Origin of the sequence: Streptomyces sp. ISL-36 (assembly GCF_018614205.1) — a bacterium.
Taxonomy (GTDB): Bacteria; Actinomycetota; Actinomycetes; order Streptomycetales; family Streptomycetaceae; genus Streptomyces.
Genome location: NZ_JAGGOS010000148.1, coordinates 15,255 through 30,863, shown reverse-complemented (window position 1 = coordinate 30,863; position 15,609 = coordinate 15,255). Strand labels below are relative to the sequence as shown.

Here is a 15,609-nt window from a genome sequence, read left to right as displayed (position 1 = left end):
CGCCCGCGTACTCCGCGCCGACCACCTCGGGCAACACCCGGATGACCGCCGCCCAGCGCGCCCGCGCCGAGGGCCGCTCGCCCGTCATCGAGCCCGGGCTGCGGCCGGCCGCCCTCACCGCGGCCCTCGGCGCCCTGCTCGCCGGCGGCGCCGCCCTCGGCCCGTACGCCCTGCTCGTGCCGCTCGTCCTGCTCCAGGCCGTCACCGCGGCCGGCTGGTTCCGGCTCAACGGCATGTGGCCCGCCCGTCAGGGCATCGCCCTCGCCTTCGCCGGCGGAGTGACCGCCGACATCGCCCTGCTCGCCGCCGGCCGCGAGAACGCGCCCGCCGCGATCATGGGCACCCTCGGCGTCTGGGTCCTGCTCACCCTCGTCCTCCAGCTGCGCAGCCACGCCGACCCGGACGAGCGGATGTACGGCCTGATGGCCACCGTCACCTCGGCGGCCCTGACGATCGTGGCCACCGGGCACCTCGGCGCCGCACCGGACGCCGTGGTCGTCGGCGGGGTCGCGGTCGCCGCAGCCGCCCTGGCCCGCGCGCTCCCGCTGCCCGGACCGGTCTCCCTCGTGGTCGCGCTACTCGCCGCCGCGGGCGCCGGAATCGCGGCCGGTTCGATGACCGGCCTGGGCTCCTCCGGGGCGCTGCTCGGCCTCGCGGCCGGTGCGTCCGCGCTGGTGGGACTGCGGGTCGCGAGCTACGACTACCCGTCCCGGTTCGTGCACATGACGGCCGGCGTCGCGCTGCCGCTGACCGCCGCCGCACCCGCCGTCTACCTGCTGGGCCGCGCGCTGGGCTGACCGCGCCGCGGGACCGAGCGGGAACCAACCGGCCCTCCGACACGTCGATCTTCGTGTCGGGGGGCCGGAACTTTTTTGGGGGCGTGCGGGCCGTGCGAGCACTGCGCATATTGCTGATCGTTGCCGTCGTGCTCGGCGGGGTCTTCGTCGGAGTCGACCGCCTCGCGGTCGCCTACGCGGAGTCGGAGGCCGCCGACCGCGTCCGGCTCGGCCCCGCCCGGGCCGGCTCGACGGACGTCGACATCAAGGGCTTCCCGTTCCTTACCCAGATCATGGACGAGCGGTTCGACGAGGTCGACGTGGCCCTGACGGGTGTCGAGGCCACGGCCGGCAGCCGCAAGATCCGGATCAGCGAGATGTCCGCCACGCTCCACGACGTGACCCTGAACGGCGACTACACCAGCGCCCGGGCGGCCACCGCCGAGGGCACCGCGCTCATCTCGTACGCCGACCTCACCGCGGCCGCCGAGCGGGACGTGCAGATCGCCCACGGCGGCAACGGCAAGGTGAAGGTCACCGGCAGCATCCGGATCCTGGGCCGCACGGTCACTCGCACCGTCCTGTCCACGGTGACCGTGGTGAACGGGGACACGATCCGGGTCCGGGCCGACGAGGTGCCCGGTGAGGGCATCCCCGGTGTGGAGGACCTGGTCCGGCAGCGCACCGACTTCGACCGGCGGATCGGCGGCCTGCCGGCGGGCATGAAGCTGGAGAAGGTCGAGGCGCGCGAGGACGGCGTGGCCATCGCGGTGACCGGCAAGGATGTCGTCCTGGCGGGCTGAGAACGCGCTCGGCCACATGGTGAGACGCTGCCGTCCGATCCGTAGAAACAGAACCGGGACAGCCGGGCGAGGAGAGGCCCGTACCGGCCCTTCCGAGTGATCGCGTCCCACATCTCGGACGATCGCGTCTCAAAATACGACACACCGGTGACACGGCCGCCTGTCCGTCCCTACGATCGAGGGCATGAAGCGACAGGCGGATCTCACGAAGCGGCGGGCAGTAGACCTGTGCCGCGTCGCCGCCATGCTCTGTCGCTCCGTCTGAGCGGGACGCTCGAGTCCCGCATTCCCCAGGCCCTTCGACCGACGCGGTCGGGGCCAACCCGTGTAGCCGTACGCACGCGATGACGCGTACCCGCACCACCTTGCGCCACACCGCCGAACACTGCCCCGGAGGAGAAACAGCATGAGCCGCAGCGACGTCCTGGTAGACGCCGATTGGGTCGAGGCGAACCTCGACAACCCGCAGGTCGCGATCGTCGAGGTCGACGAGGACACCTCGGCCTACGAGAAGAACCACATCCGCAACGCGATCCGGATCGACTGGACCCAGGACCTGCAGGACCCGGTCCGCCGCGACTTCATCGACCAGGAGGGCTTCGAGAAGCTCCTCTCGGCCAAGGGCATCGCGAACGACACCACGGTCGTCCTCTACGGCGGCAACAACAACTGGTTCGCGTCCTACGCCTACTGGTACTTCAAGCTCTACGGCCACCAGGACGTGAAGCTCCTCGACGGCGGCCGCAAGAAGTGGGAGCTCGACTCCCGCGACCTGGTCGACGGCTCCGAGGTCCCGAACCGCCCGGCCACCGAGTACAAGGCCAAGGCCCAGGACACCTCGATCCGCGCCTTCCGCGACGACGTCGTGTCCGCGATCGGCGCCCAGAACCTGGTCGACGTCCGCTCGCCCGACGAGTTCTCCGGCAAGCTGCTCGCCCCGGCCCACCTCCCGCAGGAGCAGTCGCAGCGCCCCGGCCACGTGCCGAGCGCCCGCAACATCCCGTGGTCGAAGAACGCCAACGACGACGGCACCTTCAAGTCGGACGACGAGCTCAAGGCCCTCTACGAGGACGAGCAGGTCGACCTGGCGAAGGACACCATCGCCTACTGCCGCATCGGTGAGCGCTCCGCGCTGACCTGGTTCGTCCTGCACGAGCTGCTCGGCGTCGAGAACGTCAAGAACTACGACGGTTCCTGGACCGAGTACGGCTCCCTCGTCGGCGTGCCGATCGAGCTCGGCGCCAACAAGTAAGCCCCGGACCTCCCGATCTCCGGACCCCTCGACCGTAAGGACAGAAAACATGTGTGGAGCGAAGGCCGGCGGCCCCGACGCCTCGACGATCAAGCCCGGTGAGACCACCATCCAGGGCTTCGTGACCAAGGACGGCGAGCCCGTCACCGGTTACGTCCGCCTCCTGGACTCGACCGGCGAGTTCACCGCGGAGGTCCCCACCTCCGCCACGGGCCAGTTCCGCTTCTACGCGGCCGAGGGCACCTGGACCGTCCGCGCCCTGGTGCCGGGCGGCACCGCCGACCGCAAGGTCGTGGCGCAGAAGGGTGGCCTGGCGGAGGTCGCCATCGCGGTGTGACGCCGCACCACTGATCGGCCGAAGGGCCGCACTCTTGGGGGGTTGGACGCCCTACATGACCTGAGATGCGGCCCTTCGGTCTGCTCGCGGGCGCTGTCCGCACGCGTCGCCGCGGCCGAGGACGGCTGTGCTCATTCCCACCAGTCGTTGCCCGTGTGCCAGTGCCGCACCCATTCCTCGAAGCCCCATGCGTGGTCCGTGTGCGCCGGGATCGCGCCCACGTCGGCGACCTCCACACCTCGCCGCGGCGGGCGCCTGTCGTCAGCAGGAGCCAGAACGACTGCCCGTCCTCGGACCCGAGGACGACGGACCCGTCGTTGTACGCGGCATCGATCCGCGGGTCCTCGGAGTCGATGCTCTCGTCGTCCTCCCAGACCCAGGCCGCCTCCAGCGGGAACGGTTCCCCCGGCTGCCGCGGGCCGAGGTCGGGCCAGCTCTCCGGCAGCCGACCGAGTGGCTGGAGACCGCCGTCCCCAGCGGGGCCGAGGCCGGTCCCGTTGCTGATCTCCGCGATGAGGGTCCTGTACGGCTCCGGAAGGGCCACCCCGTTCTCCGCCTCCCACGCTCCGACACCTTCCTGGCCGAGCGCCGGCTCGCGCCATTCCGGCGGGAACGCGGAACGCAGGAAGTCCAGGGTGGACTCGGAAGGACGCTGATCACGTGTGGCTGTCACGGCAGCATCCTGGCAGGAGGTGCTGACATCAGGTCCGGGCACCCGTCGGCCGGCCCTCAGGCACGAGCTTCGGCGGGTCTGCCCGTGAGGTGTCGGCGGTCGTACGCTGAAGGCATGTACGCGCGCCGGCGGCATGTCTACTTCTGGATGATGGGCGTCTGCCTGGCCCTCTTCGTGGGCGCCTGGGCCGTGGTGCGGCTGTTCTCGATGCCGGTCGCCATCGGGATGTGTGTGGTCGCCATGGTCATTCCGCCGGTCGCCGCGATGATCGCGAACCGGCGCGGGCCCGAGGACCGCTGGTGGGACGATCCCTCGGGCGACCCGAAGTCCGACGAGTGGTGGGACGAGCTCGACGGCAAGAAGCGCCGGGAGCCGTGAGTCGGTGGACCGGGGCGGTCAGTAGACCAGGGCCTGGGTGCCGTCGGTCATGGCCTCTTGGACGAAGACCTGGGCGCCGGCGATCCGTACGCCCTCCAGGACGTCCTTCTCCGTGATCTCGCGGCGCGCCGCGCACTGCGTGCAGAGCGTGATGCGGCCGGCCGACAGGATCGAGTCGATCAGGTCCGGCAGCGGCGCCGCGTGCGGCAGCTCGAACTCGGCGGCTCGTCCCGGGAGGGCGAACCACGACGACTCCCCGGTCAGCCAGAGCGAGACCTCGACCCCGCTGGCCACGGCGACGGCGGCCACGGTGAAGGCCTGGGAGCAGCGTTCGGGGGCGTCGGCCCCGGCGGTCACCTTGATCACGAGCTTCTTCGCCATATGTCGAACTGTAATGCGATCCTCCACAACCCCCTGCATCACTCACGTGTCAGTGGGGTGCGCGGTTTATGGAATCCGCGCTTCCAATGTCTCGTGGGGGGACTTTGAGTACCGAAGAAAGTATCCAATATCCGATATCGCCTCCGGGCGGGGAGGAGACGGAGGAGGTCGCGGAGGCGGCGGTGGAGCCGCAAGGGCCGCGACGGCGTACGGGCCGGACCCTTGGTCTCATCGCCGTCGCCGCCGTCCTCGGCGTCGTCGGCGGTACGGCCGTGGGCTACGGCGTCCAGGCCGAGCGGGAGCCGACTCCGCTCCCCGCGCTGAACCAGCCGGCCCTCGCGTACCCGGGTCCGCTGCCGAAGGGGCAGGAGCCAGTGGCGCTCACGGCCGCCGAGGACCGCAAGGTCAAGACGGACGGGGACCTGCGCAAGCTGCTGCTTCCCAAGCCGGCGGGGGCGAAGAAGGCGGAGTTCGCGGACGCCGACGGCTGGATGTCGCCGGCCGTGTACGCGAGCCGCTTCAATCGCCCCGGCAGGGCGCTCAGGTATCAGCTGGGCCTCCGGCTCCGGCGCGTCGCGACCACCTCGTGGGAGACCGGTGAGCACCGGACGACGGAGATCCGGCTCGTCCAGTACCGCTCCGGCGATCAGCTCAGTGCGCAGGACCACTCCGAGAGCCAGATGGACTACATGCCCGAGGAGGACTTCGCCCGTGACGAGGGCGATCCGATCGAGGGCTCCACCAACGGCCGCTACTACCTCTTCCCCGTGGAGCGGACGTCGGGCTATCTCGACCACTACGAGGCGCGGGCCTATTTCCACCGGGGTGAAATCGCCGTGGAGATCTTCATCCACGACACGAAGAAGATCTCCGCGAAGGACATCGCTTCGGTGGCCGAGCGACAGCTGGGGCGCCTGTGAGCGAGGACCGGAACGAGGACCGGAACACCGTGACCGACGAGACCGACGAGACCGAGGCGGCCGACGTGTTCGCCGCGACCGCCGCGACCGCTGCGACCCTTCCGACGGACGAGCCGACGAGGCCCCGGCGCGGGCGCACGCTGCTGACCGTCGTCCTGCCCGCCGTGCTCGTCCTCGGTGCGATCGGCGGTGGCCTGACGTACACGGGGATCACCGTCGGTGCCGCGGACCGGTCGGCGCCCACCGTCGTCTGGGAGAGCCCGGACCCGCAGCGGGGAGGGAAGGACCCGGCGACACTCGGCGCCACCCGCGGCAAGGCCTCGACGCCGCTCAGCAAGCTGCTGCTGCCCGTTCCGTCCGGCTACGAGCTCGGCCCCGACGTCGAGGCGTACGGGAACGACGGGGAGCTGGGCGCGAAGGAGGCCGCCGCGCTCCTGAAGCAGGAGGCCGCGGGACTCGCCGGCAAGAAGCGCCGCGACTACGAGAAGCGGGTCGACCGTCTCGGCGTCCAGGGCGTCGCGGTCCGCTCGTTCGTGTCGAGCGACACGGATCTCGTGATGACGGTGCACATCACGCGGATGAAGGACAGGAATCGGATCCGCGAGGTGTTCGAGCTCCGGAAGGAGCTGTTCGGCCTCCTGGAGCTCCCGAAGGGGCCGAAGATCGGCGGCCACAAGAACTCCGCCTGCTTCATGTTCCCGGAGGACCCGACCCTGGACGAGGAGGACCGGGCCGACGAGCTGGACGTGATGGTGTGCACGGGGTACGACGCCGACGTCTCCGTCTCGGTCACCGCCTCGGGCGTCAAGCCGATGGACAAGTCGGCGGTGGCGGAGATCGTGAAGCAGCAGCTGGACCACATCACGTCCCCGGGGGAGTACGTATGACCGAGCAGACGGACACCATCGCGGACACGGTTCTCCCGGACCCCGCACCCGAAGGCCCCGACGTCACCGAAGCCACCGACGCCTCCGAAACCGCCGAAGCCGGCCCCGAGGACACCGAGGACACCGAGGTCCCCGAGGTCACCGAGGCCCCCGTCCCCGCCGCGTCCGGCGCCACCCGGCGCGTGCTGTGGGCCGTCGCCCGGTGGACCGCCGCCGTGGTCGTGTGCGGTGGGCTCGGCGCCGGGACCGCGCTGGGGATCACCTCCATGGAGCGCACCGACGTACCCGGTCTCGCGACCGAGCACGACGGCCGCTGGGAGTACCCGACGCTCCGCCTCCCGGCTCTGCCGCAGGGCTCGCCGCGCCCCTTCTCCGAGGGCAACGACGGCGAGGTCCACCACGCCGACCTCCGCGCCCTCCTCCTGCCCGCCCCGGCCGGCGCCACGGTGGACCCGAAGCGGAACGGCGGATGGGTCGCCCTGGACCAGTACCTGTCGCTCTACCGGCAGGACGACCGGGCGGCGCTGAAGGAGGCCCTGGCCGACTCCGCGCTGCGCCACGTCGCGGCCCGCGGCTGGACCACGCCGGACGGCACGACGACCCGGATCCATCTGCTGCGGTTCAACTCGGTGGCCTTCGCCGAGGCCTTCAAAGACGACGCACTGAAGGCCGGCTCGGTCGACGGTCCGCTCCTGGAGGGCGTCGAGGGCGTGCAGATGGAGAGCGCCCTGGCGAGCGCGGTCGGAGTGCCGTACACCGCCCTGTACTCCTTCGTGGAGCTGCCGACGGGGTCCGAGCAGACCCGCTGGGCCTACATCCAGGCCGGGGACACAGTCGCGCTGGTCACCCAGTCCCGCAAGGGGGACGCGCTCCTGGTCCCGTTCGAGCAGACCGTCACCCTGCAGAACCAGCTTCTGGGCTAGCCGCCGCGTTGACCCACCTCACGGAGAGGGCCGGGCCCCCGCCGACTAAGCTGGGGTTCGGCCCGTTCCGCCTTCACGCTCATTCGAGGAGCACTCCGTGATCGTTTTCTTCGAAGCTCTGCTGATTCTGGTCTGCGTCGGCGTGCTCGCCTTCGCGGGTCTGACCGTGAAGAAGCTGTACCAGGGCCAGCGTTAATCACCTCTACAGATCGCCAAGAGCTGCTCATGATCGAGATCCCGTCCGACCTCAATCCGGACCTCGTCCCCCTCGCGTTCCTCCTCGGCACGTGGGAAGGCGCGGGCGTCTCCGACTTCCCCGGCGCGGAGAAGTGCAACTTCGGCCAGTCCGTGACGTTCAGCCACGACGGCCGTGACTTCATCGAGTACGTCTCGCGCTCCTGGGTCCTGGACAACGACGGCAACCAGATCCGTCCGCTGGAGAGCGAGAGCGGCTACTGGCGGATCGACAAGGACCGCAAGGTCGAGATCGTCATGGTCCGTGACCAGGGCATCGTGGAGATCTGGTACGGCGAGCTCGCCGACCAGAAGCCGCAGATCGACCTCGTGACGGACGCCGTCGCGCGGACCGCCGCCTCAGGCCCGTACAGCGGCGGCAAGCGGCTCTACGGCTACGTCAAGGGCGACCTGATGTGGGTGGGCGAGAAGGCCACCCCCGAGGTCCCGCTGCGGCCCTACATGTCGGCCCACCTGAAGAAGGTCGTGACGCCCGAGGAGGTCGCCGAGATGGCGCGCGGCCTGGGCGACCTGCCGGACGACGGCATCGCCTTCTTCAAGTAGGACGGCCGGGAACGGCGCGATCAGGCCACGCCCTCCTACACTGGGGGGCGTGGTGAGCACCGACTGGAAGAGCGACCTGCGGCAGCGTGGCTACCGGCTGACGCCTCAGCGCCAGCTTGTCCTGGAGGCGGTGGACACGCTCGAGCACGCGACCCCCGACGACATCCTCGGTGAGGTCCGCAAGACCGCCTCCGGCGTGAACATCTCCACGGTCTACCGGACGCTGGAGCTCCTGGAGGAGCTCGGCCTGGTCAGCCATGCCCATCTGGGCCACGGAGCACCGACGTACCACCTCGCCGACCGGCACCACCATCTGCATCTGGTCTGCCGGGACTGTACGAACGTCATCGAGGCGGACGTCGAGGTCGCCGCCGAGTTCACCGGGAAGCTCCGCGAGACCTTCGGTTTCGAGACGGACATGAAGCATTTCGCGATCTTCGGCCGGTGCGAGGACTGCTCCCGCAAGGCGGCCGCCGGCGAGTCGTAGGCTTACGGCATGCAGCGACATTCTCCGCACAGCCCCCTGCTGTCCCTGCCCGGCGCCGTTCCCGCCGAAGGCCGTGACGATGGCGTCGCCGCGCACTACGGCGATCTCTTCCGTGAGCAGCGCGCCCTCGCCGCGGGCGACGGCTTCGTCGACCTCTCGCACCGCGGTGTCGTCACCGTCTCCGGGGACGACCGGCTCAGCTGGCTGCACCTGCTGGTCACCCAGCACGTCAGCGAGCTCCCGGCCGGTCAGGCCACCGAGGCGCTGATCCTCTCCGCCAACGGGCACATCGAGCACGCCCTCTATCTCGTCGACGACGGCGAGACGGTCTGGGCGCATGTCGAGCCCGGTACGCAGGACGAGCTGATCGCGTATCTGGAGTCGATGAAGTTCTTCTACCGGGTCGAGGTCGCCGACCGTACGGACGACATCGCCGTCGTCCATCTGCCGGCCGGCTCCATCGCCGAGGTGCCGAAGGGCGTGGTCGTACGGGAGACCCCGCACGGCCGTGAGCTGTTCCTGCCCCGGGCCGACCTGGAGGCGTTCGCGGCCTCGCACGGCCCCGCGGCGGGCATCCTCGCCCACGAGGCGCTGCGGATCGAGGAGCACCGGCCGCGGCTCGGTTTCGAGACCGATCACCGGACCATCCCGCACGAGCTGGGGTGGATCGGCAGCGCGGTGCACCTGCAGAAGGGCTGTTACCGGGGGCAGGAGACCGTCGCCCGGGTCCAGAACCTGGGGAAGCCGCCGCGCCGGCTGGTCTTCCTGCACCTGGACGGCAGCGAGGTCCACCTGCCGGGGCACGGCACCCCGATCCGGCTCGCGGCGGACGGCGCCGAGGGGCGCCAGCTGGGCTTCATCACCACCTCCGGCCGCCACCACGAACTGGGGCCGATCGCCCTGGCGATGGTGAAGCGGAACCTGCCGGTGGACGCGGAGCTGCTCGCCGGGGATACGGCCGCGGCCCAGGAGACGATCGTCGAGCCGTAGGCCGTAGGCCGTCAGCCGGTCGCGTCGGCGTTGGCCGTGGGGCCGGAGCCCGCCGGCGTCCGGTCCTACACCTCGATCAGGACCGTGAACGGGCCGTTGTTCGTGAGCGAAACCCGCATGGACGCTCCGAACCGGCCCGTTTCCACGTGCGCGCCCAGGGCCCGCAGCTGGGAGACCACCTCGTCGACGAGCGGTTCGGCGACCGGCCCGGGCGCGGCGGCGTTCCAGGTGGGCCTGCGGCCCTTGCGGGCGTCCCCGTAGAGGGTGAACTGAGAAATCACCAACAAGGGCGCATCAACGTCCGAGCAGGATTTCTCTCCCTCCAGGATCCGGACGGACCAGAGCTTTCTGGCCAGTTGGGCCGCCTTCTCCGGCGTGTCCTCGTGGGTGACTCCCACCAGCACACACAGTCCTTCGCCGACGATCCGGCCGACCGTCTCCCCTGCCACGACGACGCTCGCGCCGTCCACCCTCTGTACCACTGCACGCATACGGACCAACCTACAGACCGCCCATCTGCGGCCGAACGGGTGCAGAGCGCCTGCACACACACGTGCGGGAGTGGCACCATGCGTGTCAGGCGGTGCGGTTCCGCACCGGTCGAGGGGACGATTCACATGAGTGCACCTGGCGCCGGGCAGATGCCGTCCGGTCCCGTACCGCTGACCAGTGTCGGCGCGGCCGTACGTCCACCCCTGCAGCGGACGGGTGAGGCGGCGCTGCCGGAGCGATCACAGCCGGACCTCGCGGCCCTGCGGCTCCCGGAGCTGCGGGCGCTGCGCCGTGACGCGCAGGGCGACGAGGCGGACCTCAGCTACGTACGGCGGATGCTGCAGGGCCGGATCGACATTCTGCGGGCCGAGCTCGCCCGGCGTACGGATCCGGAGGCGCCGGTCCTCGACCGGCTCTCGGAGATCCTCGCGGACGCGCCCTCGCGGCTGCGGACCTCGGCGCGGCACGTGACGCTGTCGACGCCGCGCAGCGAGGAGTACCGGCGGCTCGCGGCGGAGATGCTCTCGGAGGTCGAGCTGTCGGACCTCGGTGCGCGCACGGACGACGAGCTGCACACGGCGATGGGGCGGCTTGCGGGGTACGAGCAGCAGGTCTCGCGGCGGCGGCAGCAACTGCAGCGGACGGCCGACGACTGCAGCGCGGAGATCGCCCGCCGCTACCGCGAGGGCGAGGCGCAGGTGGACGACCTGTTGATGTGACGGCGGGCGGCGGGCCGCAGACGGCGCGCCGCAGGCGGCGGGCCGCGGGCGGCGGGCGCCCGGGAAAGTCGGGTGCGTGGGCAGGGGGTGCGGCATAGCCTCGGGGAATGAGCTTCGAGGTGCGTGCCGTCGTCGAGTCCGAGTACCCCGACTGGTTGAAGGCCATCAACACCGGATTTCTCCGACCTCCCGTCGTGACGGACGAGGAGGTCGCCGACCGGCTGCCGCACACCGATCTCTCCCGGGTCCTCGGCGTCTTCGAACGCGGTCGGATCGTCGCCACCTTCCGGTCGTTCACGCAGGAGTTGAGCACGGTCGGCGGCGGCTCGCTCGTCGCCGACGCGGTCAGCGGCGTCACGGTCTCCGCGACCCACCGCCGTCGCGGGCTGCTCAGCCGGATGATGGCGCGGGACCTCGCCGCCGCGAAGGAGCGGGGGGACGCCGTCGCCACCCTCATCGCCGCCGAGTACCCGATCTACGGCCGGTTCGGCTTCGGCCCCGCGACCTGGACCACGGAGTGGACGGTGGACGTCCGCCGGGCCGGTCTGGACCCGCGCCGTTCCGGGCGGCCCGAGGACGGCGGCCGGATCGACTTCGCCGACGCCGAGGAGATCCGCAAGACCGCCCCCGAGCTGCACCGCCGACTGGGCGGGATCCGGGCCGGGATCGTCGGGCGGGAGGCCCGCGGCTGGGACCTCCTGACCGGCCGCGGCCACCAGCACACTCCCTGGACCGAGCCGTTCTACGCGGTCTACCGGGACGAGGCCGACCAGCCCCAGGGGTACGTCTCCTACACCTGCGACGACAAGTGGGAGGACGGCAAGCAGCCGCTGAACACGGCCACGGTCAAGGATCTGATCGCGGTCACGCCGGCCGCCGAGCGGGCCTTGTGGCTCTTCCTCTGCTCCATCGACTGGGTCACGACGGTCAAGTCCGGCTTCCGCGCCCCCGACGACCTACTGCCGCTGCTGCTCCCCGACCCGCGCGCCGCCCGTGTCACCACGCACGCGGACATGCTCTGGGTCAGGGTCCTGGACGTCGCCAAGGTGCTGGAGAGCCGTACGTACGCCGCCTCCGGCACGCTCGTCCTCGATCTGCGCGACCCCGCGGGCCTGGCCGGCGGCCGCTACCGGCTGGACGCCTCCCCGGAGGGTGCCACCTGCTCCCGTACCACCGAGTCGGCCGATCTCGCCTTCGACATCGGCGAGTTGGGCACGCTCTCGCTCGGTGACGAGTCGGTGGTGCGGCTGGCCGCCCTCGGCCGGGTCGAGGAGGCCACCCCGGGTGCCGCCGCCCTCGCGGACACCCTGCTGCGGGCCTCCCGCCGGCCATGGTGCCCCGACATCTTCTGAGCCGCAGAGCCACGGAGGCGGTGAGCCGCAGAGCCATGGGGCTCCTGAGCCGCAGCGCCGCAGCGCCGCAGCGCCGCAGCGCCGCCGAGCCGCCGAGCCGTTTAGCTCCTGAGGCCCTGAGGCCCTGAGGCCCTGAGGCCCTGAGGCCCTGAGGCCCTGAGCCGCAGCGCCGCCGCGGGCTACGCCGTACGCCGGGAGAACAGGGCGCCGGAGGCGGCCACCGCGATCGCGAGGATGCCCGCGCACCACGCCAGGGCGATCCACGGCGTGCTGCCGACGGGCTGGTCGAGGAGCAGACCGCGCAGTGATTCGATCACCGGGGTCACCGGCTGGTGCTCGGCGAAGCCGTGCAGCCAGCCGGGCATGGTGTCGATCGGTACGAACGCGCTGCTCGGGTAGGGCAGGAACATCATGAAGAAGGTGGCACCGCCCGCCGCCTCGGGGCTCTTGGTGAGCAGCCCGACCGCCGCCGACAGCCATGAGATCGCCGTGATGAAGGCGATGAGCAGGCCGATCGCGGCGAGCCAGCCGAAGGCGGTGGCCGAGGGGCGGAAGCCGATGAGGAAGGCGACGCCGAACACCAGGCAGGTGGCGAGGAGGTTGCGGGCCACGCTCGCGTCGACGTGGCCGGCGAGGATCGGCGTCCCGCCGACGTCCAGCGTGCGGAACCGGTCGATGATCCCGCCCTTCATGTCCTCACTGACGGAGACGGCGGTGCTCGCCGCGCCGAAGCCGGAGCAGAGGATCAGGACGCCGGGGACGACGTACGTCACGTACCGGGTGCCGGTGTCGATGGCGCCGCCGAAGAAGTAGACGAAGATCAGCATCAGCATGATCGGCAGCATCATCGAGGTGATGACGGCGTCGATGTCGCGGCGGCTGAGGCGGATGCCGCGGCCGGTCATCGTGCCCGTCGCGATGAGGGCGTCAGACATGGGTGGGCTCCTTCGTGTCGGGCTCCTGGGCCGCCGCGTCCCGCTCCTGAGCCGCGCTGCCCCGCTGCTCGGCCGCCGTGTTCCGCTCCTCGGCCGCCGTGTCGGGCTGCTTGGCGGTGAGGGTCAGGAAGACGTCGTCGAGCGTCGCCGTGTGGAGGGAGAAGCGGACGACGTCGGTGCGGTCGGGGTCGAGCGCGTCGAGCTGGGCGCGGACCCGGGTGGCGCTGCCGTCGGTCGGGATGCCGAGGGTGAGTGTCTCGGGGGAGCGGTGGACCGCCTGCCCGGCGAGCCGCAGATAGCTCTCCCGGTCGCGCAGGACGAGGTCGAGGCGGTGGCCGGCGACGCGGGTCTTGAGCTCCTCGGCGGTGCCCTCGGCGACGATCCGGCCGGTGTCCATGACGGCGATGCGGTCGGCGAGCCGGTCCGCCTCCTCCAGGTACTGGGTGGTGAGGAAGACGGTCGTGCCGGCGTCGGAGAGCGCGCGGACGATCTGCCAGAGCTCCTGGCGGCTGCGCGGGTCGAGTCCGGTGGTGGGTTCGTCGAGGAAGACCACGGCCGTCCGGCCGGGGTCGCGGACCAGGCCGGCCGCGAGGTCGAGGCGGCGGCGCATGCCGCCCGAGTACGTCTTGACCAGGCGCCCTCCGGCGTCGGCGAGGCCGAAGCGCTCCAGGAGTTCGGTGGCGCGCCGGTGTGCGGCCGCGCGGTCGAGGCCCGAGAGGCGGGCCGTCATGCGCAGGTTCTCGGCGCCGGTCTGCATCTCGTCGACCGCGGCGAACTGCCCGGTGAGGCTGATGGCCCGGCGGACCCTGGACCGCTCGCCGACGACGTCGTACCCGGCCACGCGCGCGTGACCGGCGTCGGGGCGGGTCAGCGTGGTGAGGATGCGGACGGTGGTGGTCTTTCCGGCGCCGTTGGGGCCGAGCAGGGCGAAGACGGTGCCCTCTTCGACGCGGAGATCGAGGGAGTCGAGGACGAGGACGTCCCCGTAGGACTTGCGTAGGGCGGTGGTTTCCACGGCGGGTGGCATGGGTGTGCTCCTTGGGCCGTTACTGCGTATGGCATACGCGTCACTGTGTAAGGGTTACGCATTACTAGGATGGGCGTCAAGCGCGAGGTGTGGAGGCGGCGACTCATGGCGGACGGCAAAGGCGAGGGCGGCTCGTTCCTGCCCGCGAGCATCGAGGCCGCCTGGGGGCTGCGGGAGCGCCCCGCCAAGGGGCCCAAGCCCGGCCTCACCCTCGACCGGATCGTCGACGCGGCCGTGCGGATCGCCGCGGCGGAGGGGCTCGACGCCGTCTCCATGGGGCGGATCGCCAAGGAGCTCGGCGTCTCCACCATGTCCCTCTACCGCTATGTGGGCGCCAAGCGCGAGCTGTACATCCTGATGCAGGACGTGGCCACGGGCGCGCCGCCGCCGCTGCCCGAGCCCGGTACCGGCTGGCGCGAGGGTCTGGAGCGGTGGGCCGGTGCGCTGCGCGAGGTCTATCACCGCAATCTCTGGATGCTCCGCATCCCGCTCTCCGGTCCGCCCGCGACCCCGAACGCGGTGGCCTGGTGGGAGTGGGGCATGGTCGCGCTCGCGGACACCGGGCTCGACGAGGGCACGAAGGTGTCGGTGATCATGCTGATCGGCGGCTTCGTCCGCAACGAGGCCCTGATGACGGCCGATCTCGCAGCCGTGATCGCCGCGAGCGGCGACGGTCCGGAGGAGGTTCTCTCCCGCTACGGCCACACCCTGCGCCGTCTGGCCGACCCGGCGCGGTTCCCGGCGGTGGCGCGGATGCTGGACTCGGGCGTGATGGACGAGCCGGACGAGCCGGACCACGAGTTCCGCTTCGGCCTGGAGCGGATCCTCGACGGGATCGCGCCGCTGGTGGAGGCGGTGAAGTGAGCGGCCTTCGGGAGCGCAAGAAGCGGCAGACCCGCACGCTGATCTCCGACGCGGCCATCGCCCTCTTCCTGGAGAAGGGCTTCGAGGCCGTCTCCGTCGCCGAGATCGCGGCCGCCGCCGAGGTCTCCAAGCCGACCCTCTTCCGTTACTTCCCGGCCAAGGAGGACCTGGCGCTCCACCGGTTCGCCGACCACGAGGACGAGGCGGCCCGGGTCGTCGCGGCCGCCCGCCCGGGCGGCGGCGGGCCGCTCGGCGCCTTGCGCGCCCACTTCCTGGAGGGCCTGGAGCGGCGGGACCCGGTGACCGGTCTCTGTGACGATCCGGCCGTCCTCGCCTTCCAGCGGCTGCTGTACGGCACGCCCGCCCTGGTGGCCCGGATGTACGGGTATCAGCGCAGGTCGGAGGCGGCGCTGACCGAGGAGCTCGGCGGAGATCCGCTGGCGGCCCGGCTCGCCGCCGGCCAGATCGTCGCCGTGACGCGGATCCTCGCCGAGGAGAACGCGCGCCGGATGGCGGAGGGGGAGGCCGCCGACGCGGTGTACCCCGAGGCGGTCGCGGCGGCCGAGCGTGCCTTCCGGGGCCTGCGGGAAGGGCTGCCGTACGCCTAGGGCAGTA

Annotated in this window: 19 protein-coding genes and 1 pseudogene; 16 read left to right on the top strand and 4 right to left on the bottom strand. The window is 71.4% G+C overall.

Annotated features, from left to right (window positions below; all coding sequences use genetic code 11):
• The 6 genes and pseudogenes from J7E93_RS32160 to J7E93_RS32140 all read left to right on the top strand — a co-directional run.
• A pseudogene (locus tag J7E93_RS32160) lies at positions 1-797 on the top strand (hypothetical protein); the annotation flags it as partial.
• 92 nt (positions 798-889) lie between these two features.
• The gene (locus J7E93_RS32155; protein WP_215073558.1) at positions 890-1,579 is read left to right on the top strand and encodes a DUF2993 domain-containing protein; all 690 of its coding nucleotides are present in this window, start codon (positions 890-892) and stop codon (positions 1,577-1,579) included.
• A gap of 184 nt (positions 1,580-1,763) precedes the next feature.
• A complete protein-coding gene (locus tag J7E93_RS38455; protein WP_350497993.1) occupies positions 1,764-1,844 on the top strand; it encodes a putative leader peptide in 81 nt (26 codons plus the stop codon).
• A gap of 141 nt (positions 1,845-1,985) precedes the next feature.
• A complete protein-coding gene (locus J7E93_RS32150) occupies positions 1,986-2,831 on the top strand; it encodes a sulfurtransferase (protein ID WP_215073557.1) in 846 nt (281 codons plus the stop codon).
• 49 nt (positions 2,832-2,880) lie between these two features.
• Positions 2,881-3,168, top strand: a complete 288-nt coding sequence (locus J7E93_RS32145) for a DUF1416 domain-containing protein (RefSeq protein WP_215073556.1) — start codon at positions 2,881-2,883, stop codon at positions 3,166-3,168.
• 757 nt (positions 3,169-3,925) lie between these two features.
• On the top strand, positions 3,926-4,219 hold the full coding sequence (locus J7E93_RS32140) for a DUF3099 domain-containing protein (protein ID WP_308368855.1): 294 nt from the start codon (positions 3,926-3,928) through the stop codon (positions 4,217-4,219).
• An 18-nt stretch (positions 4,220-4,237) separates the two neighbouring features.
• On the opposite strand, the gene J7E93_RS32135 is transcribed toward J7E93_RS32140, so the two are convergent.
• Positions 4,238-4,600, bottom strand: a complete 363-nt coding sequence (locus J7E93_RS32135) for a DsrE family protein (protein ID WP_215073555.1) — start codon at positions 4,598-4,600, stop codon at positions 4,238-4,240.
• 104 nt (positions 4,601-4,704) lie between these two features.
• Between J7E93_RS32135 and J7E93_RS32130 the strand changes: the two genes are divergently transcribed.
• The 6 genes from J7E93_RS32130 to J7E93_RS32105 all read left to right on the top strand — a co-directional run bounded on the left by J7E93_RS32130 (position 4,705) and on the right by J7E93_RS32105 (position 9,605).
• On the top strand, positions 4,705-5,520 hold the full coding sequence (locus tag J7E93_RS32130; protein WP_251067385.1) for a hypothetical protein: 816 nt from the start codon (positions 4,705-4,707) through the stop codon (positions 5,518-5,520).
• A 29-nt stretch (positions 5,521-5,549) separates the two neighbouring features.
• On the top strand, positions 5,550-6,407 hold the full coding sequence (locus J7E93_RS32125; RefSeq protein WP_308368854.1) for a hypothetical protein: 858 nt from the start codon (positions 5,550-5,552) through the stop codon (positions 6,405-6,407).
• Positions 6,404-7,330 (top strand): hypothetical protein, encoded by a 927-nt coding sequence (locus J7E93_RS32120; RefSeq protein WP_215073554.1) that lies wholly within the window; start codon positions 6,404-6,406, stop codon positions 7,328-7,330. The genes J7E93_RS32125 and J7E93_RS32120 overlap by 4 nt, the downstream gene beginning before the upstream one ends.
• A 225-nt stretch (positions 7,331-7,555) precedes the next feature.
• On the top strand, positions 7,556-8,128 hold the full coding sequence (locus tag J7E93_RS32115; protein ID WP_215073553.1) for an FABP family protein: 573 nt from the start codon (positions 7,556-7,558) through the stop codon (positions 8,126-8,128).
• A gap of 49 nt (positions 8,129-8,177) precedes the next feature.
• Positions 8,178-8,615, top strand: coding sequence for a Fur family transcriptional regulator (locus J7E93_RS32110; RefSeq protein WP_215073552.1), 438 nt, complete (start codon positions 8,178-8,180; stop codon positions 8,613-8,615).
• A gap of 9 nt (positions 8,616-8,624) precedes the next feature.
• Positions 8,625-9,605, top strand: a complete 981-nt coding sequence (locus tag J7E93_RS32105) for a folate-binding protein YgfZ (protein WP_215073551.1) — start codon at positions 8,625-8,627, stop codon at positions 9,603-9,605.
• 65 nt (positions 9,606-9,670) lie between these two features.
• Here J7E93_RS32105 and dtd read toward each other — a convergent pair whose 3' ends face one another.
• Positions 9,671-10,096: a D-aminoacyl-tRNA deacylase gene (dtd, locus tag J7E93_RS32100; RefSeq protein ID WP_215073550.1), complete on the bottom strand. Its 426-nt coding sequence runs from the start codon at positions 10,094-10,096 to the stop codon at positions 9,671-9,673.
• Between the two features lie 126 nt (positions 10,097-10,222).
• On the opposite strand from dtd, the gene J7E93_RS32095 reads away from it, so the two are divergent.
• Positions 10,223-10,816, top strand: coding sequence for an ABC transporter substrate-binding protein (locus J7E93_RS32095; protein WP_215073549.1), 594 nt, complete (start codon positions 10,223-10,225; stop codon positions 10,814-10,816).
• A gap of 107 nt (positions 10,817-10,923) precedes the next feature.
• On the top strand, positions 10,924-12,168 hold the full coding sequence (locus tag J7E93_RS32090) for a GNAT family N-acetyltransferase (protein ID WP_215073548.1): 1,245 nt from the start codon (positions 10,924-10,926) through the stop codon (positions 12,166-12,168).
• A 179-nt stretch (positions 12,169-12,347) separates the two neighbouring features.
• Here J7E93_RS32090 and J7E93_RS32085 read toward each other — a convergent pair whose 3' ends face one another.
• Both J7E93_RS32085 and J7E93_RS32080 read right to left on the bottom strand, forming a co-directional pair.
• Entirely contained in the window at positions 12,348-13,103 is a 756-nt protein-coding gene (locus J7E93_RS32085) for an ABC transporter permease (protein ID WP_215073547.1), read from the bottom strand.
• Positions 13,096-14,130, bottom strand: a complete 1,035-nt coding sequence (locus tag J7E93_RS32080) for an ATP-binding cassette domain-containing protein (RefSeq protein ID WP_215073546.1) — start codon at positions 14,128-14,130, stop codon at positions 13,096-13,098. The genes J7E93_RS32085 and J7E93_RS32080 overlap by 8 nt, the downstream gene beginning before the upstream one ends.
• A gap of 105 nt (positions 14,131-14,235) precedes the next feature.
• On the opposite strand from J7E93_RS32080, the gene J7E93_RS32075 reads away from it, so the two are divergent.
• Positions 14,236-14,994: a TetR/AcrR family transcriptional regulator gene (locus J7E93_RS32075; RefSeq protein WP_215073545.1), complete on the top strand. Its 759-nt coding sequence runs from the start codon at positions 14,236-14,238 to the stop codon at positions 14,992-14,994.
• Positions 14,991-15,602 carry a TetR family transcriptional regulator gene (locus tag J7E93_RS32070; protein ID WP_215073544.1) on the top strand — a complete coding sequence of 204 codons (612 nt, stop codon included), beginning with the start codon at positions 14,991-14,993 and terminating at the stop codon, positions 15,600-15,602. The genes J7E93_RS32075 and J7E93_RS32070 overlap by 4 nt, the downstream gene beginning before the upstream one ends.
• The last annotated feature ends 7 nt before the right edge of the window (positions 15,603-15,609 follow it).